Annotated in this window: 28 protein-coding genes; 12 read left to right on the top strand and 16 right to left on the bottom strand. The window is 66.1% G+C overall.

Annotated features, from left to right (window positions below; translation table 11 throughout):
* Positions 1-114: 114 nt before the first annotated feature.
* The 3 genes from HZ989_RS14435 (at position 115) to HZ989_RS14425 (ending at position 3,118) form a co-directional block, all read left to right on the top strand.
* Entirely contained in the window at positions 115-1,236 is a 1,122-nt protein-coding gene (locus tag HZ989_RS14435) for an acyl-CoA dehydrogenase family protein (RefSeq protein WP_209321492.1), read from the top strand.
* 224 nt (positions 1,237-1,460) lie between these two features.
* On the top strand, positions 1,461-2,762 hold the full coding sequence (gene hmgA, locus HZ989_RS14430) for a homogentisate 1,2-dioxygenase (RefSeq protein WP_209321491.1): 1,302 nt from the start codon (positions 1,461-1,463) through the stop codon (positions 2,760-2,762).
* A 2-nt stretch (positions 2,763-2,764) separates the two neighbouring features.
* The gene (locus HZ989_RS14425; RefSeq protein ID WP_209321490.1) at positions 2,765-3,118 is read left to right on the top strand and encodes a hypothetical protein; all 354 of its coding nucleotides are present in this window, start codon (positions 2,765-2,767) and stop codon (positions 3,116-3,118) included.
* Here the strand turns inward: HZ989_RS14425 and HZ989_RS14420 are convergent.
* From HZ989_RS14420 to HZ989_RS14410, 3 genes are all read right to left on the bottom strand, one after another.
* A complete protein-coding gene (locus HZ989_RS14420) occupies positions 3,115-4,077 on the bottom strand; it encodes a cation diffusion facilitator family transporter (protein ID WP_209321489.1) in 963 nt (320 codons plus the stop codon). The genes HZ989_RS14425 and HZ989_RS14420 overlap by 4 nt on opposite strands.
* 137 nt (positions 4,078-4,214) lie before the next feature.
* On the bottom strand, positions 4,215-4,874 hold the full coding sequence (locus HZ989_RS14415) for a hypothetical protein (protein ID WP_209321488.1): 660 nt from the start codon (positions 4,872-4,874) through the stop codon (positions 4,215-4,217).
* 223 nt (positions 4,875-5,097) lie between these two features.
* On the bottom strand, positions 5,098-6,423 hold the full coding sequence (locus HZ989_RS14410; protein WP_209321487.1) for a cyclopropane-fatty-acyl-phospholipid synthase family protein: 1,326 nt from the start codon (positions 6,421-6,423) through the stop codon (positions 5,098-5,100).
* A gap of 202 nt (positions 6,424-6,625) precedes the next feature.
* Between HZ989_RS14410 and rplU the strand changes: the two genes are divergently transcribed.
* From rplU to HZ989_RS14395, 3 genes are all read left to right on the top strand, one after another.
* Positions 6,626-7,141, top strand: coding sequence for a 50S ribosomal protein L21 (gene rplU / locus HZ989_RS14405; RefSeq protein ID WP_209321486.1), 516 nt, complete (start codon positions 6,626-6,628; stop codon positions 7,139-7,141).
* Between the two features lie 63 nt (positions 7,142-7,204).
* Positions 7,205-7,504: a 50S ribosomal protein L27 gene (gene rpmA, locus HZ989_RS14400; RefSeq protein WP_209321485.1), complete on the top strand. Its 300-nt coding sequence runs from the start codon at positions 7,205-7,207 to the stop codon at positions 7,502-7,504.
* 167 nt (positions 7,505-7,671) lie between these two features.
* Positions 7,672-8,205: a GNAT family N-acetyltransferase gene (locus tag HZ989_RS14395; protein ID WP_209321484.1), complete on the top strand. Its 534-nt coding sequence runs from the start codon at positions 7,672-7,674 to the stop codon at positions 8,203-8,205.
* Here HZ989_RS14395 and HZ989_RS14390 read toward each other — a convergent pair.
* The 3 genes from HZ989_RS14390 to HZ989_RS14380 all read right to left on the bottom strand — a co-directional run bounded on the left by HZ989_RS14390 (position 8,202) and on the right by HZ989_RS14380 (position 9,607).
* Positions 8,202-8,399 carry a hypothetical protein gene (locus HZ989_RS14390; protein WP_209321483.1) on the bottom strand — a complete coding sequence of 66 codons (198 nt, stop codon included), beginning with the start codon at positions 8,397-8,399 and terminating at the stop codon, positions 8,202-8,204. The genes HZ989_RS14395 and HZ989_RS14390 overlap by 4 nt on opposite strands.
* A 125-nt stretch (positions 8,400-8,524) precedes the next feature.
* Positions 8,525-9,046, bottom strand: coding sequence for a BA14K family protein (locus HZ989_RS14385; RefSeq protein ID WP_209321482.1), 522 nt, complete (start codon positions 9,044-9,046; stop codon positions 8,525-8,527).
* Between the two features lie 54 nt (positions 9,047-9,100).
* Positions 9,101-9,607, bottom strand: a complete 507-nt coding sequence (locus HZ989_RS14380) for a hypothetical protein (protein WP_209321481.1) — start codon at positions 9,605-9,607, stop codon at positions 9,101-9,103.
* A 115-nt stretch (positions 9,608-9,722) separates the two neighbouring features.
* Between HZ989_RS14380 and HZ989_RS14375 the strand changes: the two genes are divergently transcribed.
* A complete protein-coding gene (locus HZ989_RS14375; protein ID WP_209321480.1) occupies positions 9,723-10,925 on the top strand; it encodes a threonine ammonia-lyase in 1,203 nt (400 codons plus the stop codon).
* The gene (locus HZ989_RS14370; RefSeq protein WP_209321479.1) at positions 10,906-11,433 is read left to right on the top strand and encodes an FKBP-type peptidyl-prolyl cis-trans isomerase; all 528 of its coding nucleotides are present in this window, start codon (positions 10,906-10,908) and stop codon (positions 11,431-11,433) included. Before HZ989_RS14375 ends, HZ989_RS14370 begins: the two co-directional genes overlap by 20 nt.
* Positions 11,434-11,453: 20 nt before the next feature.
* Here HZ989_RS14370 and HZ989_RS14365 read toward each other — a convergent pair whose 3' ends face one another.
* Positions 11,454-12,179 (bottom strand): hypothetical protein, encoded by a 726-nt coding sequence (locus HZ989_RS14365; RefSeq protein ID WP_209321478.1) that lies wholly within the window; start codon positions 12,177-12,179, stop codon positions 11,454-11,456.
* A 325-nt stretch (positions 12,180-12,504) separates the two neighbouring features.
* Complete coding sequence (locus HZ989_RS14360; protein ID WP_245162385.1) at positions 12,505-12,804, bottom strand: DUF559 domain-containing protein; 300 nt, start codon at positions 12,802-12,804, stop codon at positions 12,505-12,507.
* A 304-nt stretch (positions 12,805-13,108) separates the two neighbouring features.
* Between HZ989_RS14360 and HZ989_RS14355 the strand changes: the two genes are divergently transcribed.
* The 3 genes from HZ989_RS14355 (at position 13,109) to HZ989_RS14345 (ending at position 16,129) form a co-directional block, all read left to right on the top strand.
* Complete coding sequence (locus tag HZ989_RS14355; RefSeq protein ID WP_209321476.1) at positions 13,109-13,447, top strand: type II toxin-antitoxin system RelE/ParE family toxin; 339 nt, start codon at positions 13,109-13,111, stop codon at positions 13,445-13,447.
* 20 nt (positions 13,448-13,467) lie between these two features.
* Positions 13,468-13,755, top strand: a complete 288-nt coding sequence (locus HZ989_RS14350) for a helix-turn-helix transcriptional regulator (RefSeq protein ID WP_209321475.1) — start codon at positions 13,468-13,470, stop codon at positions 13,753-13,755.
* Between the two features lie 397 nt (positions 13,756-14,152).
* Positions 14,153-16,129 carry an ATP-binding protein gene (locus HZ989_RS14345; RefSeq protein WP_209321474.1) on the top strand — a complete coding sequence of 659 codons (1,977 nt, stop codon included), beginning with the start codon at positions 14,153-14,155 and terminating at the stop codon, positions 16,127-16,129.
* A 218-nt stretch (positions 16,130-16,347) separates the two neighbouring features.
* Here HZ989_RS14345 and HZ989_RS14340 read toward each other — a convergent pair whose 3' ends face one another.
* The 7 genes from HZ989_RS14340 to HZ989_RS15225 form a co-directional block, all read right to left on the bottom strand.
* Complete coding sequence (locus HZ989_RS14340) at positions 16,348-16,683, bottom strand: type II toxin-antitoxin system RelE/ParE family toxin (protein ID WP_209321473.1); 336 nt, start codon at positions 16,681-16,683, stop codon at positions 16,348-16,350.
* Positions 16,680-16,967 (bottom strand): hypothetical protein, encoded by a 288-nt coding sequence (locus HZ989_RS14335; protein ID WP_209321472.1) that lies wholly within the window; start codon positions 16,965-16,967, stop codon positions 16,680-16,682. The genes HZ989_RS14340 and HZ989_RS14335 overlap by 4 nt, the downstream gene beginning before the upstream one ends.
* Before the next feature lie 217 nt (positions 16,968-17,184).
* Positions 17,185-19,602 (bottom strand): excinuclease ABC subunit UvrB, encoded by a 2,418-nt coding sequence (uvrB, locus tag HZ989_RS14330; RefSeq protein WP_209321471.1) that lies wholly within the window; start codon positions 19,600-19,602, stop codon positions 17,185-17,187.
* 83 nt (positions 19,603-19,685) lie between these two features.
* On the bottom strand, positions 19,686-20,210 hold the full coding sequence (locus HZ989_RS14325; protein ID WP_209321470.1) for an SgcJ/EcaC family oxidoreductase: 525 nt from the start codon (positions 20,208-20,210) through the stop codon (positions 19,686-19,688).
* A gap of 69 nt (positions 20,211-20,279) precedes the next feature.
* Positions 20,280-21,077, bottom strand: coding sequence for a helix-turn-helix domain-containing protein (locus tag HZ989_RS14320; RefSeq protein WP_209321469.1), 798 nt, complete (start codon positions 21,075-21,077; stop codon positions 20,280-20,282).
* Between the two features lie 105 nt (positions 21,078-21,182).
* A complete protein-coding gene (locus tag HZ989_RS14315; protein ID WP_209321468.1) occupies positions 21,183-21,458 on the bottom strand; it encodes a hypothetical protein in 276 nt (91 codons plus the stop codon).
* A 1-nt stretch (position 21,459) separates the two neighbouring features.
* Positions 21,460-21,846: a DNA-binding protein gene (locus HZ989_RS15225; protein WP_245162384.1), complete on the bottom strand. Its 387-nt coding sequence runs from the start codon at positions 21,844-21,846 to the stop codon at positions 21,460-21,462.
* Positions 21,847-21,963: 117 nt separating this feature from the next.
* On the opposite strand from HZ989_RS15225, the gene HZ989_RS14305 reads away from it, so the two are divergent.
* Positions 21,964-22,311, top strand: coding sequence for an endonuclease domain-containing protein (locus HZ989_RS14305; RefSeq protein WP_209321467.1), 348 nt, complete (start codon positions 21,964-21,966; stop codon positions 22,309-22,311).
* Between the two features lie 132 nt (positions 22,312-22,443).
* Here the strand turns inward: HZ989_RS14305 and HZ989_RS14300 are convergent, their stop codons facing one another.
* On the bottom strand, positions 22,444-25,536 hold the full coding sequence (locus HZ989_RS14300) for a type ISP restriction/modification enzyme (protein ID WP_209321466.1): 3,093 nt from the start codon (positions 25,534-25,536) through the stop codon (positions 22,444-22,446).
* Positions 25,537-25,543 lie beyond the last annotated feature (7 nt).

The raw sequence follows: 25,543 nt of genomic DNA, 5'->3' as shown, positions 1-25,543 counted from the left end.
ATTCCTTCGGAACGAGGAGGAGACGATGAAGCACCGTCTCCTCCCCACGTCGTGGGGAGGGGGACCACGAAGTGGTGGAGGGGCTCTTGGCACCCCACCGACCGGAGACCCGAGATGCCCCTGATCCTGACCGAAGAGCAGACCATGCTGAAGGAGGCCACCGACGGCTTCCTCAGCGAAAACGCGCCCATCGCCCACCTGCGCCAGCTGCGGGACTCGAAGGACGCCGACGGCATCTCACGCGACCTGTGGAAGGCCTTCGGCGAGATGGGTTTCGCGGGTGTCATCATCCCGGAAGAACACGGCGGCTCCGGCCTCGGCGCGGTCGAGGCGGGCATCGTGGCGGAAGGGCTGGGCCGCACCCTGACGCCCTCGCCCTTCTTCGGGTCGAGCGTTCTCGCCGCCCGTGTCCTGATCGACGCCGCCTCGGCCGAGCAGCAGGCCGCCTGGCTGCCCCGGATCGCGGCGGGCGAGGCCATCCTGTCGCTGGCGCTCGACGAAGGCCCCAAGCACCAGCCGTCGCGCATCGCCACCACCGCCGAACGCAGCGGCAACGGCTTCAAGCTGAACGGGGCCAAGGGCTTCGTGCTGGACGGCCACATCGCCGACGCCCTGATCGTTGCCGCAAGGACCGGGGCGGGTACGACGCTGTTCCTCGTTGATCCGAAGACTGCGGGCGTCGAGATCGAGCGCACCGTCATGGTCGACGCCCACAACGCCGCCCGGATTGTCCTGACCGACGTCCAGGTCGACGCGGATGCCGTGATCGGTCCGGTCGACGGCGGCGAGGCGGCTCTCGAGGGCGCGCTCAATCTCGGCCGCGCCTGCGCCGCCGCCTGCCTGACCGGGGCCGGGGATCAGGCCTTCCTGTCGACCGTCGAATATCTGCGCGGACGCAAGCAGTTCGGCAAGGCGATCGGCGAGTTCCAGGCCCTCCAGCACCGCGCCGCCCATCTGTTCACCGAGCTGGAACTGGCCAAGGCGGCCGTGCTGGGTGCCCTGCAGAGGATCGACGCCGGGGCCGACAAGGCCGACCTCGCCGTCTCCGTCGCCAAGGCCAAGGCCGGCAAGGTCGCCGAACTGGCGGTGCAGGAGGCGGTTCAGATGCACGGCGGCGTCGGCATGACCGACGAATACGACGTCGGCCTCTATATGAAGCGGGTCCGTGTGCTGAACGAACTGCTGGGGGATGCCGGGTTCCACGCCGAAAAACTGGCGAGGGCGGGGGGGTACTAGGCTTTCCCTCTCCCATCGGGAGAGGGCTTGAGGCTCGCAGAGCGTAGCGATGCGCGAAGCCGAAAGGGTGAGGGGTGTCGCCCTTACCGGTTCGCACCGTAACCCCTCACCCTTTCGCGCAAGTCTGCTCGCCTTTGGCTCTCAGGCGCTCAAGCCCTCTCCCTCCGGGAGAGGGTGACGCCCCCGTCTCCCGCGGTTAAACCCCTCACTGGGAGACTCCACGCATGACGCTGAACAGCGCGACTTACCTGACCGGTTTCGGCAATCATTTCGCGACCGAGGCGGTCCCCGGTGCCCTGCCGGTCGGCCGCAACTCGCCGCAGAAGACGCCGATGGGCCTCTATGCCGAGCAGCTCAGCGGCACCGCCTTCACTGCGCCCCGCTCTGAGAACCGCCGCAGCTGGCTGTATCGCCTGCGACCCTCGGCCCAGCATCCGGCCTATCGGCCCTTCGGTCAGGGCCTGATCCGCTCCGGCCCCTTCCACGACGCCCCGCCCAGCCCCAACCGCATGCGCTGGGACCCGCTGCCGATCCCGACCGCCCCCACCGACTGGGTCGAGGGCCTCGTCACCTATGGCGGCAACGGCGACGCGGAGGCCCAGACCGGCGTGGGTATCCACCTGTACGCCGCCAACCGCTCGATGGTAGACCGCGTCTTCTATTGTGCCGACGGCGAGCTTCTGATCGTGCCGCAGCAGGGATCCCAGACCTTCGTCACCGAGTTCGGCCGCATCGATGCGGACCCCGGCCACGTCGTCGTCATCCCGCGCGGCGTCCGCTTCCGCGTCGAGGTGACCGGGCCGGTGCGCGGCTATGTCTGCGAGACCTATGGCGCGCCCTTCCGCCTGCCGGATCTCGGCCCCATCGGCTCCAACGGACTGGCCAATCCGCGCGATTTCGAGACGCCCGTCGCCGCCTTCGAGGATGTCGATCGCCCGACCGAATGTATCCAGAAGTTCGCCGGGCGTCTGTGGACCACGACCTTCGCCCACAGCCCGCTCGATGTCGTCGCCTGGCACGGCAACAACGCGTCGTATCGCTGGGACACCGCGCGGTTCAACACCATCAACACGGTCAGCTTCGACCACCCCGACCCGTCGATCTTCACCGTCCTGACCAGCCCGTCGGACACGCCCGGCACCGCCAATTGCGACTTCGTCATCTTCCCGCCGCGCTGGATGGTGGCCGAGGACACCTTCCGCCCGCCGTGGTTCCACCGGAACGTCATGAGCGAGTTCATGGGCCTGGTGACCGGGGCCTATGACGCCAAGGAAGGCGGCTTCGCCCCCGGCGGTGCCTCGCTGCACAACGCCATGAGCGGCCACGGCCCCGATCAGGCCAGCTATGACAAGGCGGTCGCCGCCGAGCTCAAGCCGCACAGGCTGGAAAACACCCTGGCCTTCATGTTCGAGACGCGGCTTCCGATCCGCACCACGGAATGGGCGCAAACGACCCCGACGATGCAGCTCGACTACGACGACGTCTGGACCGGGTTCACCAAGGGCGACGTCTCGCACAAGGGATAACCATGCGCCTTTTGATCGCCGCCCTCGCCCTGATGGCGTCGGCCTGTTCGCCGATGGCGGCCCAGGCCCCGGAGACGGCCACGCAGACCCGGACGGCGGAGCAGGTCTGCGCGGCCCGGGGCGGCGCGCTGATGCGGGTGGGCCGGTTGCAGACCGAGCAGTGCGTCATTCCCTTCGCGGACGGCGGCAAGGTCTGTCGCGACGGCGATGACTGCCGGGGCAATTGCTACACGGAGACGGCGGGCAACCAGCCTCCCGGTCCGGTGACCGGCCGCTGTGCCGTCAACGACCTGCCGTTCGGCTGCCGCACGCCGGTCGAGGACGGGCAGGCCGGCCCGACCCTCTGCGTCGATTAGCAGTCCGGGCAGTCCGGCATCACGTCGGTTTCGAGCTGCAGGGTCGTGTGGCCGATGGCGAAGCGGCTGCGCGCCAGGGTCTGGGCTTCCAGCAGCAGGGCGTGCGGATCCCTCCGGTCGTGAACCAGATGGGCCGTCAGCGCCGTCCGGGTGGTCGACATCCCCCAGATGTGCAGGTCGTGCACGGCCGTGACGCCCGGCAGCCCGGCCAGGGCCGACCGGACGGCCTCCACATCGACCGAGGCGGGGGCGGCGTCCATGGCCAGGCCGATGGAGTCCTTCAACAGGCCCCAGGTGCCCCACAGGATCACCGCCACGATGACGATGGACACCAGCGGATCCAGGATCGACCAGCCGGTCAGCAGGATGACCCCGCCCGTGATGACCACCCCGATCGACACCGCCGCATCCGACAGCATGTGCAGATAGGCCCCGCGCGCATTGAGGTCCGAATGCTGGTCCCGCATGAACAGCAATGCCGTGCCCAGATTGATGACGAAACCGATGCCCGCCACGATCATGACGACGCCCGACTGGACCGGCGCGGGCTCTGACAGTCGCTGCACCGCCTCGAAGGCGATGGCCCCGCAGGCGAAGATCAGCAGCAGGGCATTGGCCAGTGCCGCCAGGATGGTCGCCTTGCCGAAGCCATAGGTCAGCTGGCTACCCGCCGCGCGCCTCGCCAGCACCGCCGCCCCGCCTGCCATGGCCAGTCCCAGCACGTCCGACAGATTGTGCCCCGCGTCCGCCAGCAGCGCCGTGGAGCCGCTGAACAGCCCGGCCCCGAACTCGCACGCCACGAAGGCCAGGTTGATGATCAGCCCCACGCCATAGCGCCAGTCGCCCGTGTCGACCGGACCGTGCGCATGTCCATGTCCGCCGTGAGCGTGGCCGGCGTGCCCATGGCTGTGACCGCCGTGGTCGTGGTGATGGTGATGGTGCGCGTGGTCGTGGGCCATGGGGGATGGGTAGGCCCGGGAGCGGCGAGTGGCTAGTGGCGAGGGATCGCCCACGGTCCATTCTCTCAATACCGGACACCACGTGGCCGTGGACAATGCGCGCGGTTCAGGCTGAACCACTCGCCACTCGTCACTGCCTAGTGCTGATGCGTCACGACAAGAAGTCCGATCGCGATCAGGGCGACACCCAGGATGGCCCCCTCATAGCGCGCCCACCGCTCCAGCCTCAGCACCGAAGCGCCCGCGCGGGCCAGGGTCGTGAAGGTTGCCATGCCCAGGATCGTCCCGACGGCGAAGACGACCGTCAGCAGCGCCAGCGCCATCGCGCCCTCCTGGGCCGAGGACATGTAGATCGGCAGCAGGACCTCCCCCGGCGACAGGGCCATGACCGCCACCAGTCCCCAGAAGGCGGCCGAATGCGAAACCGTCGGCTCGGCCAGATCCAGCGGCGGCCCGCCCGCCGTCGCCGGTCTGCGGACCACCGACTTGATCAGATAGAAGCCGCCGAAGCCGAACAGCAGCACCGCCGATAGATGCGACAGCAGACCTGCGACCACCTCGTCCAGCGCCATGCCGGCCGCGACGATCAGACTGCCCACCACGACTGTCGTGGCGATATGGGCCAGCCCCGCCGCCGTGACCGCCAGAAGGCTCCGCGTCAGGCTCCAGCGCTGGGCCCGGCCGACCAGCACGAACGGCAGCCAGTGCGTCGGCAGGGCCGCATGCAGAAAGGCCGCCGCGAACCCGCCGCCGAGAAGCGACCACAGGACCGGCTGTTCAAAGGCGGGCGGGGACATCGACCGCCCTATAGCCTGTTACTTTGTAACGGTCGAGGAGTAATCCTCACCCGGAGCGTAGCGAACGGGGGAGGGGGACCGCCCCCGGGTCTCGGCTTCGCCGAGCCCGAGGACAGGCTTTGCGATTGCGTCGTGGTGGAGGGGGCGGCCCCGGACTCGGTGTCCGCTTCGGCCTCCTCCACCGCTTCGCGTTCCCCCTCCCCCGCAAAGTGGCGGGGGAGGATCAGGCGTACAGACTGGCCCGGTCCAGCGGCAGGCCACTGGGGCCGGGACGGCGCTTCTGGGCGACGGTCTGGTAGACCAGCACCGATCCGCGCTCGAAGCCCTTCTTGAACAGGGCGAAATAGATCAACCACAGCCGGGTGCGGGCCTCGCCGACAAGGGCATAGGCCTCCTCGCGCCGGGCATAGAGCCTGTCTTCCCAGTGCTTCAAGGTCAGTTCGAAATGCTCGCGCATGTCTTCGACATCCAGGGTCTCGAAGCCGAGCCGGCCCAGGTTGGTCACCGTCATGCCGATGGTGTCCAGCTCACCGCCCGGGAAGATGAAGCGAGTGATGACCTTGGTCGTGTCGGTCGGCCGGATCGGACCCTTGCCGCCACGCCGCACCGACGCCTGGTGGAAATACAGGCCGCCGGGCTTCAGCAGCCGATGCATTTCCAGGAAGTGGCGTTCGTGGTTGGCGAAGCCGACGTGTTCGAACATCTCGACCTGGCTGATGGCGTCGTATTGGCCCTCGACGTTGCGATAGTCCTTCAGCTCCAGGGTGATCCTGTCCGACAGCCCCTCGCGCTCGACCTTGGCCCGGCCGAAATCCAGTTGCGCCTGCGACAGGGTCACGCCGTGAACGGTGACCCCGTAATGTTTCGCGGCCCAGCAGGACAGACCGGCCCAGCCGCAGCCGACATCGAGCAGGCGTTGCCCGGGCTGGAGTCGCAGCTTCCTGCAGATACGGTGCAGCTTCTCTTCCTGGGCCGCCTCCAGCGTCGCGTCGTGGCGCGTGAAACAGGCGCTGGAGTAGACCATCTCCGGGTCCAGGAAGAGCGCATAGAAGTCGTTGCCGACGTCATAGTGGAACTGGATGAAGTCCTGGTCGCTGCGCCCGGCCTTTGTGGCCCCGATGCCGTCGTTGCCGGTCGTGTCCCAGGCCGGAAGCTGCGTCGACCCGGCGTCTGATCCCCCCAACAGGAAGGGCAGGGCCTCCTTCGCCATCAGGACCTTGTCGAGCCGTGAGGCCAGATGGATGGCGCGGCCATGGTCCCAGCGGTCCGCGGCATCCAGCGGACTGCCCCCTTCGACCCGCAGGTCGCCGGTGGCGAACATCTCGAACAGCGTCATCAGGCCGGGCTTCAGCAGCAGGCGACGCACCGCCGAGGGGCGGGCGACCACGATCTGGATGTCGTCGCGGGCCTTCGGTCCCAGCGGCAGGACCTCGCCGGTCCACAGCCGCAGCGACAGGTCGGCCTGAAGATGTTCGGCCACATGGGCGACGATCCGGCGGGCGGCGGTCGCGCGGCGGTCGGTTGCGCCGCCGGCTTCAGTCTGGGTCATCGAGGGCCTCTGGCTGGAAGGTCGTTCCGTCTTTGCACGGCCGGTCGGATCAGGGCTAGATCAGCGGCGCAAATCAGCACCTGACGGCATTTCCGGTGCGTTTCGCGTTGACTCGCAGGGCACCATCCGTATATGTCGCCGCTCTTCGCCCGCGGGGTCTCCCGGCGGGCGCATTCTTTTTTGCGTTAGCCAAGGCTTCAAGATGTACGCGGTGATCAAGACCGGCGGCAAGCAGTACCGGGTCCAACCGGGCGACACGATCGTCGTTGAAAAGCTCGACGGCGCGGCCGGCGATGTCCTCAGCCTGGGCTCGGTCCTGATGCTGGGCGGCGACAAGGGCGTGACCCTGGGCGCTCCCCTGATCGAAGGCGCGACCGTCGCCGCCACCCTGATCGAGACCCGCAAGGGTGAGAAGGTCAAGATCTTCAAGAAGACCCGCCGCCAAGGCTATCGCCGTACCAACGGCCACCGCCAGATGGAATCGGTCCTGCGCATCACCGGCATCGATGGTGCCGGCGAGACCGCAAAGTGGGACGGCAAGGTCGACCTGATGACCAAGGCCGAGATCAACCTGCGTGCCCGTGGCCTGGCGCCCCGTGTGGAAGCCGCCGCTCCGGTGGAAGCCGAAGCGCCCGTCGCCGCCGCCAGGCCTGCGAAGGCTCCGGCCAAGAAGGCCGCGCCCAAGACCGAAACCGCCGCTTCGACCGACGAAGCCTAAGCAGGACCCGCGCTCAGTCAGGCCGAACGGCCCCTGGCGCAACAAGGAAGCAGGAGCGCCCAGATGGCTCACAAGAAATCCGGTGGTTCGTCGCGTAACGGTCGCGACTCTCACTCCAAGCGCCTCGGCGTGAAGAAGTACGGCAGCGAGAACGTGCTGGCCGGCAACATCCTGGTGCGTCAGCGCGGCACGACCTTCCACCCCGGCGACAACGTCGGCATGGGCCGTGACCACACCCTGTTCGCGCTCGAGCACGGCGCGGTGAAATTCACCAAGAAAGCCAACGGCCGCTGTTACGTGTCGATCCTTCCGGCGAACGACGACGCCTCCCTTGCTCGGAATGGGGCGATCGCCGCCGAGTAGCGCGAAACCGGATTTCGGATCGCGCTGCTTCCTCGAAAAAGCAGCCGATCCGGACCAGGGAAACATTTCCGCGGGGAGTCTGGATCACCAGGCTCCCCGTTTGCGTTCCCCGCCTCGATGTCCGCCCGAGCCCTCCAAGGCGGTGGACCGAAGACAAGGCTGGAAACATGTGCGTCATCGAAACCTCTCCGGTCATCGAGACCCGGCGCCTGCTGCTGCGCGCGCCCGCGCCCCGGGACGTGTCCGTCATCGCGCAATTGGCCAATGACGAGGCCATCACCCGCAACACATTGCGGATGCCCTATCCCTATGGCCATCGGGAAGCCGAGGCGTTCGTGACCGATGTCGCGGCCCAGAACCCGGCAAAGGCCAACACCTTTCTGATCGAGCACGAGGATCTGGGACCCGTCGGGGTCATCGGCCTGTTCGAGGACGCCGACCTGGCCCCCGAGATCGGCTACTGGATCGGTCGGCCCTTCTGGGGCCGGGGCTTCGCTACCGAGGCCCTGGAAGGTGCCCTGGTCTGGGCCGGCCAACGCTGGCGCAGGCGGGCCCTGATGTCCGGCCATTTCGCCGACAACCCGGCCTCGGGTCGCGTGCTGGAAAAGGCGGGCTTCCTCTATACCGGCGAGGTGCGGCGCCAGTTCAGCAAGGCGCGGGGCGCGCCGGTCGACACCCGCCGGATGGTCTGGTTGGCCTAACCGCCGGCCAGGCCCGGTCCAAAGGCCAGGACGGCGGCGGCGACGCCCCCGACGACGGCGGCTGCCGCTCCGGCCACGAAGGCGAAGGCGGTACGGGTCTGGCGGCGACGCATGCCGCCGGCCCGAACGCTGCGGATGAAGACGAAGGGCGATCGGTTGAACGCTTCCGAACCGACGATGTTGTGCTGGGACATGAACGCGCTCCCTGAACTGAGATCGGCCCGGAACGGGCCTTCAGCAGGTAAGGCGATCCCGCTGTGTCTGAAAGATGGCGAACGCGGGTTACCCACTGTCTCGTGATCGGCCGGGAGGCCCTGCGTCACCCGCAGAACACCAGACGGCCCGAATAGGCGCGGTAGTAGCCGGTGCCGGGATCGTAGGAGCGGTAGCGGGCGGCGCACCAGGACGACCGGCCGCGATCGCCATCGGCAGCATACTGGCCGTATCTGCCGACCTGGCCGCCGTAACCGCTGCCGGGGTAGACCTGATCCGGGCGGCCGTATGCTCCGTAGTACTGAGTGCCCTGGCTGTAGGGCTGGTAGACATGGCCACCGCCCTGCCCATGGCCGTAGGACCTGTAGCGTCGATGGCCATATTCCGAACCATGGGCCTGGCTGCCGTAGCGCCGCTGGTCGCGCCAGGACGCTCCACAGTCGTCCCGCCCCCGATCCCAGTAGGCGTCACAGCGGTAATCGCCCGGCCGATCGGCCTGACCGTTGAAGTCCTCTCCATACCGGCCGTCGCTCGAATAGGTCCGGACCGGATCGGGATAGGACCCGCTCTGCGCCGAGGCGGGGCCTGCGACCGTCAGGGCAAGGGCGGCGAGGGCGAAGGCTTTCATCGAAGGGACGCCTCGGGCTGTGGCGGGACCGTCCCGCGCGGATGGGGGCAAGCCTTACAGGGTGACGTTGGCGGTGGTGCCGGCGCGGGTGACAACATGACGCATCAGGATGATCCGGTCCGCTCCGGCGCTGACCGGGGTGATCAGGAACCAGCCGCCCTCGGGCAGGTCGTCGAACCGGAACTGGCCGTTGCTGCAGGTCTGGGACCGGACGTAGGAGCGGTAGTCGGCGGTGGGGTCGGGCACGGTGCGGGCGCGGACCACCGCCTCGGGCACGGCGGCCTGTTCGGTCGAGCCATACAGGGTCTGGAACCGCTGGCGGGTGTAGGGGGTGTCCGGCGTCAGGCCGACCGAGCCGGTGCAGGCAAAGCTCTGGCCGTCGCGCTCGAAGGCCACGCGCCCCTCGATGGCGGCGTCCCCGGTCCGGGCGGACGGCGCGAAGTCGGCGGTGTTGAAGGCGGCGGGGGGACCATAGCCGCCTCCGGCCGTTCCCATCGTCGGGGCGCAGGCTCCCAGACCGGCGGCGACGGCCGCAAAGGCGACGAGGGTACGAATGGACATCGGCAGGCTCCCTTTCAGACACGCGGAATCGCCCGTCAGGCGACCACCACAAGACCCCTAACGCAGGCATAAGGTCAAGGTTGCGAGACCTGACGACGGGCGCCACAACGGCCCCATGAGCGTCACCTTCGAAGACATCCAGGCCGCGCAGTCGCGCATCGCCGGCCAGGTCGACCGCACCCCCGTCCGCCACTCCCGCCGCCTGTCGCAGGCCACGGGGGCCGAGGTGTGGGTCAAGTTCGACAACCTGCATTTCACCGGCTCCTTCAAGGAGCGCGGCGCGCTGAATCGCCTCCTGTCCCTGACCCCCGAAGAGCGGCGGCGCGGCGTAGTGGCGGCCAGCGCGGGCAACCATGCCCAGGCCCTGGCCTATCACGGCGGCCGCCTGGGCATCCCCGTCACCATCGTCATGCCCGAGGGCACCCCCTTCACCAAGGTCGACGGCACCCGTGGCCACGGTGCCCATGTGGTCATCCACGGCCTGGACTTCACCGCCTCCACCACCGAGGCGCACCGGCTGAGGGACACCGAGGGTTTCGTCTTCATCTCCGCCTTCGACGATGCGGGCATTGTGGCGGGGCAGGGGGTCTGCGGCCTGGAGTTCCTCGAGGACGCCCCCGATCTGGACGCCCTGGTCATCCCCATCGGCGGCGGGGGCCTGATCGCGGGCTGTGCCGTCGCGGCCAGGGCGATGAAGCCCGACATCCGCATCTTCGGCGTCGAGGCGGCCATGTATCCCTCCTTCAGCGCCCGGCGGGCCGGCCTGCCACCCGTCTGCGGCGGGGCGACGATCGCCGAGGGCATCGCCATCAAGGCCGTCGGCGACATCCCCTTCGCCCTGGCCGACCCCCTGGTCGAGGACGTCGTGGTCTGCGCCGAGGAGGATTTCGAGCGCGCCGTCTCGATGTTCGCCACGCTCGAAAAGACCGTCGCGGAGGGGGCCGGGGCCGGGGGTCTGGCCGCCCTGCTGGCCCAACCGGAGCGGTTCCGGGGGATGAAGGTCGGCCTGGTTCTCTGTGGCGGCAACATCGATGCCCGGATGCTGGCCGTGGTCCTGAACCGCGAGATGGTCCGCGAGCGCCGCCTGATCGTCTATCGCATCCTGTCCGACGACCGGCCGGGCATCCTGTCGGCCATGGCAAGGGTCATCGGCGACGTCGGCGGCAACATCATCGACGTCGTCCACAACCGTCTGGCGCTGGACGTGCCGGCCAAGGGGGCGGAGTTCGACATCATGGTCGAAACGCGCGATAGCGCCCACGCCGACGAGATCGGACAGGCTTTGAGGGACCAGGGTTATGCGCTTCGGATGGGTTAGGCCTTTCGTTCTGGTCGCGGTCCTGGCCGTGTCCGCCTGCAGCCGGGGCGACGCCGCGCCGGGGGCCGATGCGGAGGCGAATATGAAGGCCGCCGAGTTCTTCCTGACCTCCAACGCCCGCGCCGAGGGCATCCGCACCACGGCCAGCGGCCTGCAGTACCGGGTCCTGAACAGCGGCCCGTCCGGCGCCGTCAGCCCCGACCGCAACGACCTGGTCCGCGTGGACTATGAGGGGGCGCTGACGGACGGCACGGTGTTCGACTCCTCCTTCGCCCGGGGCATCCCCTATGCCACCCACGTCGATGCGGTGGTGCCCGGCTGGACCGAGGCGCTGCAGATGATGAAGGCCGGCGACGAGTGGATGCTCTACCTCCCGCCCGACCTCGGCTATGGCGACCAGGGCCAGGGCGACATCCCGCCCAACTCGGTGCTGGTGTTCCGCGTCAAGCTGCTGGACGTCGCCCCCGTCCCGGGCGGCGGACGGGGTGTCGGGCTGGCGACGGGATAGTTCGGCCCGCCGTCACCGCGTCACGGATCACCGGAAAAAATTTCGTCCGCACCGTGCAGACCGTGCAGACCGTCCAGTTGGGGCGGGCCGAGGCGGGCGGAGAGGGCTTCGGACAGCACGGCGCTGGAGGCGACGTAGGCATCGGCCTCGCGCTGGTTCAGGATGCGGCGCTCGGCCTGTTTGGCCTCCCAGATATTGGTGAAGCGTTCGGGCTCGGCGGCCAGGGCCACCTCCGCAGCGGCCCTGGCGGCGGCTTCGGCCTGGCGCCGGGCCTCGACCATTTCGGCGAGACGGCGATGGGTCCGGATCCAGCGCCCCGCCTCGACGGCCCGGTCGGCGGCGATGGCGCGCCGCACGCGCAACAGGGCCCGCTCGACCAGGACGTCGAGGGAGACCTCGTCCAGGGTGTCGTCGATCAGGGCGTCCCGGCCGTCGTCCTCGACCGCATATTCGACGAGGGGGCGCACCGCGCCCGCCTGATCGGCGCGCCGCCAGCCCTGTTCCCGTGCCCGCGCCCGGATCGTGCGCTCGGCCATGCCGAACCTCGCCGAGATCGAGGCCGCGCTCTCTCCGTCCAGATAGGCGTCGCGCGCGGCCGCCCAGTGGGTCTCGGAGACGAAGCGGTGGCCGCTGCGGGGCCCCGATCGCGTGGAAATGGGGGCAGGCGCGCCCTCAGGCTGGGGCAGCAGGCCGAAGGGGTCATAGGGCGGCGGGTTGAAATCGTCTTCGTCGTCCGACCAGGCCACGGCGTGCCTCCCGAGGTGAAACTGCGGGCGGCAGGATCGCACAGCCGGATATGCGGGCGCGTTCGAGGGGGTGGTTTTACGGAGGGGTGTTGAAAAGGTGGGGGGTATTGGGCCGAGCGCGGACAATTGGCGGTGGTTGGGCGGACATCCGTTGCCTTCTCCCCTTGCGGGAGAAGGTGGCCGAGCGGAGCGAGGTCGGATGAGGGGTGACTCCCAATCTACCCGATGAGCATCTGCCCTGACCATCTCGATTGCGTCTTCGTACCCCTCATCCGCCCCTCCGGGGCACCTTCTCCCGCAAGGGGAGAAGGAGAGTCGGTGAAACTCAGCCCTTGCCGTGACGCACGGCGTGATCGCGCACCGCCTGGAACAGCAGGGCCGGGTTCTTCAGCACCGCCTCGTTGTTGAACCGCAAAACCGTCCACCCGTTCGCCGTCAGCCACGCGTCGCGCACAGCATCGGTCTCGGCCCGCAAGACATGGACCCCGCCGTCCAGCTCGACGATCAGACGGATTGATGGACAGGCGAAGTCGGCGATGTAGGGACCCAGCGGTAGCTGCCTTCGAAACTTCAGCCCTTCCAGTCGTCGGTCGCGCAGAAACGTCCAGAAAACCGCTTCCGGCAAGGTCGGATCACTCCTGCCTCGGCGGGCGCTGGCTCGGGTGCGATCGGATGGCTTGAGCATGGGTTGAGTCTAATCGGCAGACGGCGGTGTTTCACCCCTCATCCGCCCCTCCGGGGCACCTTCTCCCGCAAGGGGAGAAGGACCGTGCGTTGAGGTCGTCGGCGACACGCTGAAGTATGCGGATTGCATACCGGACCATAAATGATACGATGAATTTGCAGTCCTCGGCATTGGGCCGAGGGGAATAAAGCTGGGAATGGATCCGCTATGCAAAGTAGTGTCAACCTGCACGCAGGAGATGTGCATGCACACGGTCCGATTCTACGAAACCCCGTCCGGCCGTCCCGTCATCCTGGAGTGGCTGCGATCCTTCGATAAGCCGGATCGCGCGATTCTCGGCTTTGACCTCAAGCGGGTCCAGTTCGGGTTTCCGATGGGGCTGCCCCTCTGCCGCTCATTGGGCGGCGGGCTTTGGGAGGTCCGGTCGAGCCTTGGCGGCAACCGCGAGGTGCGGATGATCTTCTTCCACGACGCGGAGCATCAGGCGCTCGTCGTGGTCCACGGCTTTATCAAGAAGTCGCAGAAGACGCCGCACGCCGATATCGATATCGCATCCCGGCGAATGAAGGAGCGCGGCCTTTAGAAGGTGTGCTCATGACAGACATGAAGTTCCGCGACCCGTCCCACTTCTCCACCCTCGACGACTTCCTCGACGAGGAGGGCATCCGCGAGGAGGTAACGCTGCGCGCGGTCAAGAGCGTGATCGCCCTCCAGCTCCAGCAGGCGATGGCCGACCAGAAGATCACCCGCGCGGCCATGGCCGCGCAGATGGACACCAGCCGGGCGCAACTGAACCGCGTCCTCGACCCGAACGCCTCCAATGTCACCCTGGACACCCTGAGCCGCGCGGCGCGGGTGCTGGGGCATTCGTTGAAGGTGGAGTTGGTTTAAGGCGAGCCGCCTCGTCCCCCCTTCGTCATCCTCCGGCGAAGCGCAGCGGAGACCGGGGGACGCAGCGGCGCCGCAGCGAAGCGCAGGCGATCTTTCAGCAGCAGCGTCCGCGACAGGTTGGCGGCTACGCCCCGCCCTTCGGGTCCGGGTCTTCCCCCGGCTTGCGCCGGGGTCCGCCCGGAATGACGAAGGAGAAGAGCCGGGACAGAAGGCATGGGCGGCGACCCAACCCTCGCTCAGGACGCGGGCGTTCCGGGTCGGCCCCTTGAAGACCGCCGCCTCTTCGGCGAAGCCAAGATTGCTCCAGGGGGCGTCGTCTTGGGCCATTCAGCTTACTTGACCTAGTGCGAGCAACCTCGGACTGTATCCGAAAATCACAAGAGAAGTTGGGGCGCTTTTGGACACGCAGGATGGCGAGAGCCTCGGTCTTACGCAGACACTCACCGGCCGGCTGCGCAATTTCCCCCTGGCACCATCGCCAGATAATTCCCTCTGGGCAGTATACGAGTCCATCTCGAACAGCCTGCACGCTATTCGTGATCGGGAGTCCGGCGGCCGGGATCGTATCGACGTCCGAGTGAACCGTGACAGCGCGGGTGACGTCGAAGGCTTTATCATTACCGACACTGGCGTCGGGCTGACCACGGACAACTTCGCTTCATTCCGGAGGATTGACAGCACTTACAAAGCAGTCCGAGGAGGAAAAGGAGTCGGACGCCTTACCTGGCTGAAAACGTTTGGTCGTGCACGTGTGTCATCGACCTTTAGCGACGGGACTTCCTTCCAGGTAAGGAACTTTGATTTCATCGAGGATGACTCGATGCCGATCAAACATCACACGCTGGTCCCGTCCTCAGGCCCGTCAGGCACGATCGTAGAGCTTAACGAGATGAAGCCTGCGTACAAACGTGAGTGTCCAAAGCGGTCTGAAACGATAGTGCGATCCATCGTCCGACACTTTCTGAAGGACGTTATTTCTAAAGAAGGGCCCGACATATTTGTCGACGATGGCGGCATCCATGATCTGAAAAAAGTGTTCGAAAGCTCGATTGTCCGTCGCCATGAGTCGACATTTACGGCGAAGATTGGCGACGCAGAGCACTCATTCTCAATCACGCATCTAGTGACTTCGAAGGCGTTCGCCGATCACGAGGCTAAAGAAAATGTCGTCTATTTGCTTGCGCACGGGCGGGTCGTGGGACGACGCCCCGTTGGGGGCCTGATCGGGCTCAAGAAGCTGCAAGGTGGCAAGACTTATGTCGGGATGGTTGAGGGCGACTTCCTAGACGATACCGTCACACAAGAGCGTACAATGCTCGCCGCCGACTCCACGTTGGTCGATATAATCGTGCGAGAGGCAGCAGAAGACGCAGCTCAGTTTCTTCGCGAAGACACCCAGCCAGTCCGCGATCGGCAGCTAACAATGGTCAAACAGATAAAGCGAGAGTATCCAAGATTTATGGGGACTTTGTCGGATGAGCAAAGTTTCGTTGACAATAAATTACAGCTTTCAGTGCGAGATCAAGAATCCGTATTCAGAGCGGTGTCGTTGGATTGGTATAGATCAAAAAGGAAGATCGACAGATCTATCCGGACAGGCCTTAGCAATCCAAAGAACGAGCAGGAGTTCAAGGCCGCATTAGCCGAAGCAAACAAATCCATAGCGATAGAGTCAAAAGCGATTCTCGCTGACTATGTCACAGAGCGAAAAGTTGTTATTGAATTTCTGACGAAGCTAGTAGCGCGGGTTCGCGCCTCGCCAGACGATGATTATGAGACTGAGGCCAAGGTCCACGACTTGATACTGCCAAGGAAATCGAATTCCTCAAACATCAAACTTGAAACTCACAATCTTTGGATAATTGACGAAAGGCTTCCATACTATTATTATTTTAATTCAGATATCCCTCTGAAGGATCAGATTATAGATTCGAATGATTTGAGGCGTCCAGATATAACATTATCTGATGTAGCGTCGTCATTCCAGCAACGAGGATCAAACGAGCCGTTCATTGTCGTTGAATTTAAAAGACCCGGAAGAGATAACTATAACTCGAAAGACGATCCGGTTAAGCAGTGCCTAGAGTATGTCGCGGAAATGCGGGATGGAAAAAAGCTCGCTAGCGCCGACGGCTCATGGAACAGCTCCGTCCAAGATAATACGCTCTTCTATTGTTACATAATCGCAGACATAACCCCGACGCTTCGGAAGCTTGTTGAGTTCCACGATATGAAGAAAACTCCTGATGGACGGGGGTATTTCCGTTATCATGATGGTCTGAGAGCATGGTGCGAGGTCATACCTTTCGACAAGCTGATCGAGAATAACCGGGTTAGGCACAACGCCTTCTTCGAGAAGCTTGGGATAACTTAGCCCCTACAACCGCCCCTTCCTGAACGCCTCCGCCTTCTCCGTCGTCGCCTCGGCGCGCCACGTCTTTGGAGCCGCCTTGTCCACCGCTTCCCCCGCCCCGGTCATGATCTCGTTGGCGAACGCCAGGGCGAGGCGTTTCTGCGTCCTGGTCTGGCGGCGCCCTGCGGGCTTCGTCGCCCTCGGCTTCGCTTCGGGTCGTCGCGGAGGCGGGTGGTCCGTCAGATCAGCTGTGCGGGGATGTCCATCCGGTCGTCGAGGACGCGGACGACGATCAGCCGATCCCCGTCCCGCGTGAAGACGATCAGGTGGCGGGGACGTGCGACCCGGTCCGGGCGAGGCAGGTCGCGGCCGCTGGACCGGAGATGCCAGGCCGAAAGCTGATCGGTCAGCGCGCGGACGCCGGCACGGCCGGGGTCGTCGGCGATGTCCTCAAGGGCGCAGTCGATCAACCGGGCGTAACGCGCGCGGGCGGCGGGGCCGAAGGTCTTGCGGCTTTGGCGCAAGGCGGCGGCGATGTCTTCCCGCGCCACCGGCGTAAGGAAGATGCGGGTCACGCCGCGCGGTCGGCGAACCCGGCTTCGACCTCGGCCGCGATCTCGTCGAGGAAGGCCCGGATGTCGGTGACCTCGATGACGTCGCCGCGCTCGATCTCGTCGAGCCCCACCTGGACCAGGGCATTGAAGCGTTCCACGCGGAAGGAGTCGGCCTCGGCGCGGGGCATCATCCGCAGGATGGCTTCATGGATCAGGGTGTCCGTGTCGGGATATTCCCCCGCAGCGACCTGATCCTGGACGAACTGGTCGAGCGCGGGCGGCAGGGTGACTTTGAGCACGGCCATGGGAGGAGGATAGCACAGATGGCGGCGGTGCGGAATGTCGGCCCCTCTCCCGGCGGGAGAGGGCTTGAGGCCCGCAGAGCGGAGCGATGCGTCTCGGCCGAAAGGGTGAGGGGTCGTTGCATGAGGGTTGGCGGGGTGCCCCTCACCCTTTCGCGCAAGTCCGATCGCCTTCGGCTCCCGGGCGCTCAAGCCCTCTCCCGCCGGGAGAGGGAAAGGCTCAGAGCCGCCCCTTCCTGAACGCCTCCGCCTTCTCCGCCGCCGCCTCGGCGCGCCATTTCTTCGGGGCGGACTTGTCGACCTGTTCGCCCGCCCCGGTCATGATCTCGTTGGCGAACTCGAGGTCGAGGAGTTTCAGCTTCTTGATCTCGTCGCGCAGGCGGCCGGCTTCCTCGAACTCGAGGTTGGAGGCGGCTTCGCGCATCTTGCCTTCGAGGTCTTTCAGCGTGGTCTGGAAGTTGTTGCCGATGAAGGGGCGGGTGTCTTCCCTGACGCCCGTGGTCGGGATCAGGACACGGTCCTTCTCATAGGGGCTGTCGAGGATTTCCTTGATGTCGCGCTTGACGCTCTCGGGCGTGATGCCGTGTTCGAGGTTGTAGGCGGTCTGGCGCTCGCGCCTGCGGTTCGTCTCGGCCATGGCGCGTTCCATCGAGCCGGTGACGCGGTCGGCATAGAGGATGACGCGGCCGTCGACGTTGCGGGCCGCGCGGCCGATGGTCTGGATCAGGGAGGTCTCGGAACGCAGGAAGCCCTCCTTGTCCGCATCGAGGATGGCGACCAGGCCGCATTCGGGGATGTCGAGCCCCTCGCGCAGCAGATTGATGCCGATCAGGACGTCGAAGGTGCCCAGGCGCAGGTCGCGGATGATCTCGATCCGCTCCATGGTGTCGACGTCACTGTGCATGTAGCGGACGCGGACGCCCTGTTCGTGCATGTATTCGGTCAGGTCCTCGGCCATCTTCTTGGTCAGGACGGTGACCAGGGAGCGGTAGCCGGCGCGGGCGACAGCCTTCACCTCGTCGATGACATCGTCGACCTGGTTGCGGGTGGCACCGCTGACGGGGCGGATCTCCACCGGGGGGTCGATCAGGCCGGTGGGGCGGATGACCTGTTCGACGAAGACGCCGCCGGTCTGTTCCATCTCCCACGGGCCGGGGGTGGCAGAGACGTGCACCGTCTGGGGCCGCATGGCCTCCCATTCGTCGAACTTGAGCGGGCGGTTGTCGATGCAGGAGGGCAGGCGGAAGCCGTACTCCGCCAATGTGGACTTGCGGCGATAGTCGCCCCGGAACATGCCGTTGATCTGGCCGATGGTGACGTGGCTCTCGTCCACGAACAGCAGGGCGTTGTCGGGGATGTATTCGAAGAAGGTGGGCGGGGGCTCGCCGGGGGCGCGGCCGGTCAGCCAGCGGGAATAGTTCTCGATCCCGGCGCAGGAGCCGGTGGCCTCCATCATCTCCAGATCGAAGCGCACGCGCTGCTCAAGGCGTTGCGCCTCCAGCAGCTTGCCGTTCTCGATCATCCAGTCGAGCGTCTCCTTCAGCTCGGCCTTGATGCCGCCGAGCGCCTGGTTGAGCGTCGGGCGCGGGGTGACATAGTGGCTGGCGGCATAGACGGTGACCTCCTTCAGATCGGCGGTCTTCCTGCCGGTCAGGGGGTCGAACTCGGCGATCGCCTCGATCTCGTCGCCGAACAGGCTGACGCGCCAGGCGCGGTCGTCGAGGTGGACGGGGAAGATCTCGACCGTGTCGCCGCGCTTTCGGAACATCCCCCGCTCGAAGGCGACGTCGTTGCGCTTGTACTGCAGGGCGATCAGGTCGGCCCGCAGCTTGGACTCGTCGATCTGGTCCCCGACCTTCAGGTCGAAGGTCATGGCCGTATAGGTCTCCACCGACCCGATGCCGTAGATGCAGGAGACCGAGGCCACGACGATGACATCGTCCCGCTCCAGAATCGACCGCGTCGCCGAGTGCCGCATCCGGTCGATCTGCTCGTTTATGCTTGAGTCCTTCTCGATATAGGTGTCGGTTCGGGGGACATAGGCTTCCGGCTGGTAGTAATCGTAGTAGCTTACAAAGTATTCGACCGCATTGTCCGGAAAGAATGCTTTGAACTCAGAGTATAGTTGCGCAGCCAATGTCTTGTTTGGCGCGAGGATCAGGGCCGGGCGCTGGGTGGCCTCGATGACCTTGGCCATGGTGAAGGTCTTGCCCGAGCCGGTGACGCCCAGCAGGACCTGGTCGCGGTCGCCCTGGGCCGCCTGGGACACCAGTTCGGCGATGGCGGCGGGCTGGTCTCCGGCGGGGGTGTAGGTGGTCTCCAGCCGGAAGCGGTGCTTCTGGCGGCCGGTCAGGGACTTGGCCGGGCGGTCGGGGCGGTGCGGGGTCCACTCGCCCGCATTGACCGGCGGCTCCTCCGGCGTCAGGCGCGGTCCTCCGGTCAAGCCGGAGGATGACGAGGTCACCGGGGCGAACATCGGCAGGTTCGCCGTAGCCCGTCCTCCGGTCGGGCCGGAGGATGACGGGATATCGCCGTCGCGGATGAAGGCCGACGGAGCCTCGGCCACGCCCCTGTTCGGAACGTGGACCGGCTTCCTGGTGACGGGGGCCGAGCCCTTGGGGGTCGAGGAACGGTTCATGAACGCAACCTAGTGCGCCCGGGACGATGTCGCCAGTCAATGCGCGGTCGCGGCGGCGGAGCCGGGAGGCTGTGTCGCTGACCTCAGCCCGGCGCGGGGTCGTGGCGGGCGGCGTCGGCATCGATGCGGATGTTGGCGACATGGCGCAGCGACAGGCCGTCGTCCCGCCCCGTGAAGACCAGGGTCATGCGGTTGGTCTCGGCCACGATCCGGTCCCCCGACGGCGTGGTGTAGTCGCCGAGCGCCCAGCGGGCGACGCAGATCCGGACGTCCGGCGCGATCTCGACGATGCTGTCCACCCCCAGCAGGGTGTTCGGGACATCGTGGAACATGATGGAAAAGAACACCTCATGCGCATGGATCACGGCGGGCAGGCCGCGCCAGTGCATGCCGACCACATTGACCCAGTGCAGGTCGGGCGCGGCGCGGGTGTACATGGCGGGAACGTCATTGGCGTTCCAGGCGGCGGCGTGCTGATCCAGCCAGGTGTGGATATCGGCGTGGCTGTCGGTGGAGGGCTGGGCGAGGGCGGTCATGGCGGTGCCTGCGAGAGGAAGGGAAACAAGGCCGAGGACGGCGTGGCGGCGGTGGAGGGGGCGGCGGTGCATGGGGTCGATCTCCGTCTGGACGGGCCCGCAGTCAGCCACGCCGGACCCCCGACCGATAGGACGGATCGGTCATGCCCGGACGACCGGAAGCGGCGAGGCGAACCCGCCGGGCGCGGTCCCGGCAAAGGCGTGGAAGTCGCGCTGGAGATGGGACTGGTCGAAATAGCCGTGGTCCTGGGCCAGGGCGGTCCAGGGGCGCGACGGGTCCCGGTCCCGGTCCGCCAGCATGGCGTCGAAGCGGACGATGCGGGCATAGAGTTTCGGCGCGACCCCGACCTGGGCGGTGAAGCGGCGGTGGAACTGGCGGTCGCCCAGGCCGGCGCGTTCCGCCAGGGCGTCGATCCGTACCGCCCCCCGCATCCGGCGCAGGACATCCGCCGCCTGGTCGACCGCGTCGCGCGGGCGTGCGGCCTCCAGTCGCCGCGACAGCCAGGCCTCGGCCGCGGCGACACGCCCCTCGAAGCCCGCCGCCGACTGCACCGCGGCGCGCAGGTCGGCCAGGGCCGCCCCGCCGACCTGATCCGCCGCATGGGCGGCATCCGCCATCTCGTCCATCGGCAATCCCAGAAGCCGGTTGAGGCCCCCCGCCTGGAACTGGATGTTGAAGCTGCAGATCTCGCCGCGCATCAGAAGGTCCGTATGCCGCCGGGTCTGGGGCCCCACGATCACGGCGTCCGGCACCGCCGCGAACCCCGAGCCCACATCGGCCCAGTAGGGGGTGGCGGCATAGATCTCGATGAAGGCATTCGGCCGCCCGGTCAGCGGCAGCACCACCCCCGGCCCGGACAGACGACCGGTCCGCTCCTGATAGCCGCGCACGACCCCGCGAAGGCGGGCGGCGGCGGGCTGGCGACGATAGACGAGCATGGCCTCAGCCTAGCCGAAGGACGCCGCCCCGATCTACCGGCCCGGTCCCGCCGCACCCGGTCCCCTGCGCAGGGGGCGGAGAGAGGGCGGTTGTGGCGAGGGGTGTCAGATCGCGGCGTCCAGCCGCGCGGCCTGGGCTGCGATCAGGCCACTCCAGTGTTCGGCCTCGTCGGCGGGCAGGACGGCCAGCAGCTTGGGCACGGTCCGGTCCATGCGCGCGGCCTTCATGTCCGGGTCCCACGGCCAGCGCGTGGCGGCGGTCAGGGTGGCCAGGGTCTTGCGCAGGGTGTTCACCGCGATGGCGTGGGGCACGACATAGGCGGCGGGTCCCCCGGCCAAGCCGGGGGATGACGAAGGGGTGCCGAAGAGGTCGGGTTGCAACTCAGTCCTTGCCGTCGCGGCCGTCGGGTTCCTTGGCGACGCCTTTGAAAGGGCCTTCGCTGGACTTGCGCTCCATGAACTGGCCCGTGCGCTCGTCGCGCTTCTGCCAGTCGCCGTTGGGTTGCTGAAACTGGGTGCGGCCGGTGACAGCCCCGCGGCGAAAGTCGTTACCCGTGTTCTTGGCCATCACAGCCTCCGTTGGAACAGATCGGGAACGTACACCGATTCTCGCCCTTGTCATCCGCACCCGTGCGCGGGCCACGACCTCAACGGCGCGCGACAGGGCGACCGCGCCGTCCAGCCTGGCATCGGCGAGATAGGCGGCAATGGCTTCCTCGGTGTCGAGGTAGTCCGCCGGATCGAAAGGCAGGGTTTTGAGGGGCATCATGATTCTCGTTCGAGCGCCTTGGCCCTGGCGATGTCTCGCGATTGAGAACTCCTGTCTCCGCCGCACAATAGCACAATCACTGTTTCTCCGGGAGAAGGAAAACGGTAAAGTTGTGCGATGAGAAAGATCGCGCAGGCTCGGGCGTTGCGACAATCCTCCGGCCTCGCCGAGGACCGGATGTGGGCCAGGCTGCGCGGGGGCCGGGTCGATGGACACAAATTCCGGCGGCAGCACCCGATCGGCCGTTTCATCGCCGACTTCGCCTGCGAGCCACTGAGGCTGGTGATCGAGCTGGATGGCGGCGTGCACGGGCTGGAGGCGGTGGCGGAACGTGACCGGGCGCGTCAGGCGGAGATCGAGGCCATCGGCTGGACCGTGATCCGGTTCGACAATGCCGTGGCGCTGGCGGAGCCGGGCCGGATCGACGAGGCGGTGCGGGAGCATGCGAGGACGTTAGGGCTGTGATCCCTCTCCCGGCGGGAGAGGGCTTGAGGCTCGCAGAGCGCAGCGATGCGTGCAGCCGAAAGGGTGAGGGGTCGGTGCGTGGCGGTTGGCGGGTGCCCCTCACCCTTTCGCACAAGACTGATCGCTACGCTCTCAGGTGCTCAAGCCCTCTCCCGCCGGGAGAGGGAGTTCCCGCGCCCCCGCCGGCAGCGCCGCCATGGCGTCGGTGATCGCCACTGTCTCCACACTGACCGTCACCACACGCGCCAGCAGGTCCACCACCGTCTCCTTGTAGTCGGCGAAGCGATAGGTGTTGAACTTCGCCCGGATGGTCGGGTCCGTGGGCGTCTTTTGCTTGTGCTGGTCCAGCACCCAGTCGATGGCCGAGCGGTTGCCGAGGCGATAGCGCCAGGCGGACAGGGGCACGCCCGACAGCTGGGTGTCCGCGTCCAGCACGATGATGCCTTTGTCGGGATCGGACTTCAGCTTGACCACCGGGGTGGTGTCGGGCGCGCGTTTCGGGTCGGGGGTGTCGGTGCGGGTCAGGGCGGCGGGGGCGGCGGTCTCATAGCCGATGTGCAGGTCCAGCAGGGCCTGACCCCAGTCGCGCCACCGCTTGAAATCGGGATACAGCGGAATGCGCGGGAACTCGCGCTTCAGGTTCAGGGCATAGGTCTCGCGGTACACCGGGTCGTGCAGCACGGCATAGACATAAGCGAAGATGTCGTCTTTGGAGATCGCGGCGGCCTTGCCGTAGCGGTCGGTGAACTGTTTGAGCGCCCAGTCGGTGATGTTGTCGAGGCGGTCTTTGCCGACATAGCGGTAGCGTCCAACACCTTGGTATCCGTCGCTCGAAGCGCCGAAGTGGAGGTCCCACGGGCCATCTGTCGCCAGAGACATGAAGTCGGCCCGGAAAGCGGTATCGCTCCAAGTGATCGCTATGTTCGACAGGCCAGCGCCAAACATCGCAGGCTGTTGGTAAGTCCGGCCGTTGAAATGTGCATCGAAATACAGCCAGCGTTTGGCAAATGGCCGATAAGCAGCTCGAATTATCGATTTGGCCGAAAAGCTCTTCGCGATCCCAGCGGCGCGGTGGCGATCCAAATCAGCGTCCCACTTGATCGTCTCCCGATCATCGAATGCCGCGTTCTTGCGAGTGGCCTCGTAAATCTTGACCATCACAGCGGCTTTCGCAGCGAGAGCGTCCTTACCTATGTCATAGGTCCACTCGTCCCGCTGGGTCTTCAACCCATTCGACACAAGCCGGAATATCGCGTTGTGCTGCGCGGTCGTGCGAGCGACGGAGATGCTGGTATCGACAAGCGGAAGTAGCGTGTCCCAGTCGTTGTCGCTGAGGTTTAGCCAGTCATTCTTCCGATCCGGCTGGATTGTCTCAACCGACAGTTTTCCGATATCGCCAATCGCGGAGATGGCCGCCAGCTTGTCCTCCGCCGTCTCCATCTCCGGGCGCCGTGCATAGCGGATCACGGCCCCGCCCGACTTGCCCTTCTTCTTCACCAGAAAGACAATCGCCACGCCGGTCTGGATGCCGAACACGTTGTGCTTGGTGCCCGAAAGCTTGGGATTGTCGCGCACGTCGCCCCCCAGGTCGAAGACCCAGATTTCCGCGAACTCGCGGGCGATCACCTTGCGGAACCCGTCGTAGGCGGCCTTGGCGAAGGGCTTTCGCCCGATGATGAAGGCGATGACGCCTTCGTCCTTCACCCGGTCCGAAGCCCAGCGGATGAAGCGGGTGTACATGTCATAGACGCTGTTCTTGTTCTGGGCCGTGCCCTCCTTGATGTAGGTCGCGCCGATCCGCTGATCGACCCGCGCATAGGGCCGATTGGCGTTGTTCTGATTGTAGTTTTCCTGCCAGGCGTTGTAGGGCGGATTGCCGATCACGACGCTGATCTTGCGGCTGTTCTGGCGCTTCACCCGGTCGGCGTTCTCGTCCGACATGCCGCCCAGCAGGTCGTACTGGTGCCCGGAATAGATGCCGAGCGCCGCGACGTTATCCAGCGTGTCGACGAAGCACAGGCCCGGGAACTCGGCATAGCCGCCGGTGATGGCGTTGTAGGTCGCCTCGATATTCAGGTTGGCGACGTAGTAGGGCAGGATCGCCACCTCGTTGGCGTGCAACTCCTCGGCGTATTTGTGCTTCAGCTTTTCGGGCTGGCCGCTGAAATGCTCCAGCAGTTCGACGATGAAGGTGCCGGTGCCCGTGGCGGGGTCGAGGATCTCGACATCCCGGTCGATAAGATTCTTCTTGAAATGCTTCTCGCACAGCCAGTCGGCGCTCTCGACCATAAAGCGGACGATCTCGTTGGGGGTATAGACGACCCCCAGCCGGTCGGCGGCCTTGGCGTTATAGACCTTGTAGAACCCCTCGTAGATCGCCTTGAGGAACCCCTGCTTTTCGCTGTGTGACGTGATCAGGGCGGCGGCGGATTCGATGGCCGCGTAATAGGTCGAGAGCTTGGACAGGGTGCGGCGGCGCACATCGCCGGAGAAGAAGGTGTCCTCCAGCGCATACAGGGCCTGGGCGACGTTGTTCTTCCGGTGAAACTCGTCGTCGCCGAACACCTTGGCGAAGATGTTCTCGGTCAGAATGTGCTGGATCAGCATTTCCCGAACGTCGTCAGCCGTGACCGACGGATTGATGGTCTCTTTCGCCTGTTTCAGAAAGGCGGCGGCGGCGCTCTGAAACGCCGGGACGTTGGCCTGGGCCGCGTCGATCTGTTCGCGCAGGATGTCGAGGACGGGGGGCAGGTCGACCTTGAACTGGGCCACGGCCTTCTTGAAATTGGTCGTCTCCTCGCGCTCGTAGCCGAAGAAGATGTCCAGCAGCTTGCCCAGTTCCGGGCCGTCGGTGACGGCGCAGTCCATGACGAATTTGCCGTGCTGCCACAGGACCGCGCGGTGGGTGTCCTCGAAGATGATGTTGGTCTTGGGATAGCCGCGCCGGAACTTCTTTTCGATCTCGACGTCGAGGTCGTCGTCCTCGTCCTTGGCCTCCCAATAGCCGATGGGGAACCGCTCCAGCATGATCGCGCCGTCGACGCGGTTGTTGACCTTGGCGGTCGTGGTGAAGGCGTGCTGGGTAATGAGCGTGTAGCCAAACGGCTTGGCCCAGGCCTTGAGCAGGTCCTTGAACGCCTCTGAGGTGACGCCCTCGGTGGTGCCACCAATGCGGCGGTAGTTCGCCAGATCCTTCAGATAGGCGTTGATCAGTTGCTGGCTCATGCGGTCC

The sequence above is a fragment of the Brevundimonas sp. AJA228-03 genome (assembly GCF_017795885.1).
Lineage (GTDB): Bacteria > Pseudomonadota > Alphaproteobacteria > Caulobacterales > Caulobacteraceae > Brevundimonas.
The sequence above is the reverse complement of the archived record's forward strand: the minus strand, read 5'-3'. Positions and strand labels throughout refer to the sequence as shown.

Coding starts and splice junctions, on each gene's coding strand:
- HZ989_RS14435 (WP_209321492.1), top strand. CDS start 115: ATGCCCCTGATCCTGACCGAAGAGCAGACCATGCTGAAGGAGGCCACC.
- HZ989_RS14385 (WP_209321482.1), bottom strand. CDS start 9,046: ATGAAAGCCTTCGCCCTCGCCGCCCTTGCCCTGACGGTCGCAGGCCCC.
- HZ989_RS14420 (WP_209321489.1), bottom strand. CDS start 4,077: ATGGCCCACGACCACGCGCACCATCACCATCACCACGACCACGGCGGT.
- HZ989_RS15225 (WP_245162384.1), bottom strand. CDS start 21,846: ATGATGCCCCTCAAAACCCTGCCTTTCGATCCGGCGGACTACCTCGAC.
- HZ989_RS14390 (WP_209321483.1), bottom strand. CDS start 8,399: ATGTCCCAGCACAACATCGTCGGTTCGGAAGCGTTCAACCGATCGCCC.
- HZ989_RS14320 (WP_209321469.1), bottom strand. CDS start 21,077: ATGCTCGTCTATCGTCGCCAGCCCGCCGCCGCCCGCCTTCGCGGGGTC.
- HZ989_RS14395 (WP_209321484.1), top strand. CDS start 7,672: ATGTGCGTCATCGAAACCTCTCCGGTCATCGAGACCCGGCGCCTGCTG.
- HZ989_RS14325 (WP_209321470.1), bottom strand. CDS start 20,210: ATGCACCGCCGCCCCCTCCACCGCCGCCACGCCGTCCTCGGCCTTGTT.
- HZ989_RS14355 (WP_209321476.1), top strand. CDS start 13,109: ATGCACACGGTCCGATTCTACGAAACCCCGTCCGGCCGTCCCGTCATC.
- rplU (WP_209321486.1), top strand. CDS start 6,626: ATGTACGCGGTGATCAAGACCGGCGGCAAGCAGTACCGGGTCCAACCG.
- rpmA (WP_209321485.1), top strand. CDS start 7,205: ATGGCTCACAAGAAATCCGGTGGTTCGTCGCGTAACGGTCGCGACTCT.
- HZ989_RS14375 (WP_209321480.1), top strand. CDS start 9,723: ATGAGCGTCACCTTCGAAGACATCCAGGCCGCGCAGTCGCGCATCGCC.
- uvrB (WP_209321471.1), bottom strand. CDS start 19,602: ATGAACCGTTCCTCGACCCCCAAGGGCTCGGCCCCCGTCACCAGGAAG.
- HZ989_RS14410 (WP_209321487.1), bottom strand. CDS start 6,423: ATGACCCAGACTGAAGCCGGCGGCGCAACCGACCGCCGCGCGACCGCC.
- hmgA (WP_209321491.1), top strand. CDS start 1,461: ATGACGCTGAACAGCGCGACTTACCTGACCGGTTTCGGCAATCATTTC.
- HZ989_RS14305 (WP_209321467.1), top strand. CDS start 21,964: ATGAGAAAGATCGCGCAGGCTCGGGCGTTGCGACAATCCTCCGGCCTC.
- HZ989_RS14370 (WP_209321479.1), top strand. CDS start 10,906: ATGCGCTTCGGATGGGTTAGGCCTTTCGTTCTGGTCGCGGTCCTGGCC.
- HZ989_RS14300 (WP_209321466.1), bottom strand. CDS start 25,536: ATGAGCCAGCAACTGATCAACGCCTATCTGAAGGATCTGGCGAACTAC.
- HZ989_RS14425 (WP_209321490.1), top strand. CDS start 2,765: ATGCGCCTTTTGATCGCCGCCCTCGCCCTGATGGCGTCGGCCTGTTCG.
- HZ989_RS14335 (WP_209321472.1), bottom strand. CDS start 16,967: ATGGCCGTGCTCAAAGTCACCCTGCCGCCCGCGCTCGACCAGTTCGTC.
- HZ989_RS14380 (WP_209321481.1), bottom strand. CDS start 9,607: ATGTCCATTCGTACCCTCGTCGCCTTTGCGGCCGTCGCCGCCGGTCTG.
- HZ989_RS14350 (WP_209321475.1), top strand. CDS start 13,468: ATGAAGTTCCGCGACCCGTCCCACTTCTCCACCCTCGACGACTTCCTC.
- HZ989_RS14415 (WP_209321488.1), bottom strand. CDS start 4,874: ATGTCCCCGCCCGCCTTTGAACAGCCGGTCCTGTGGTCGCTTCTCGGC.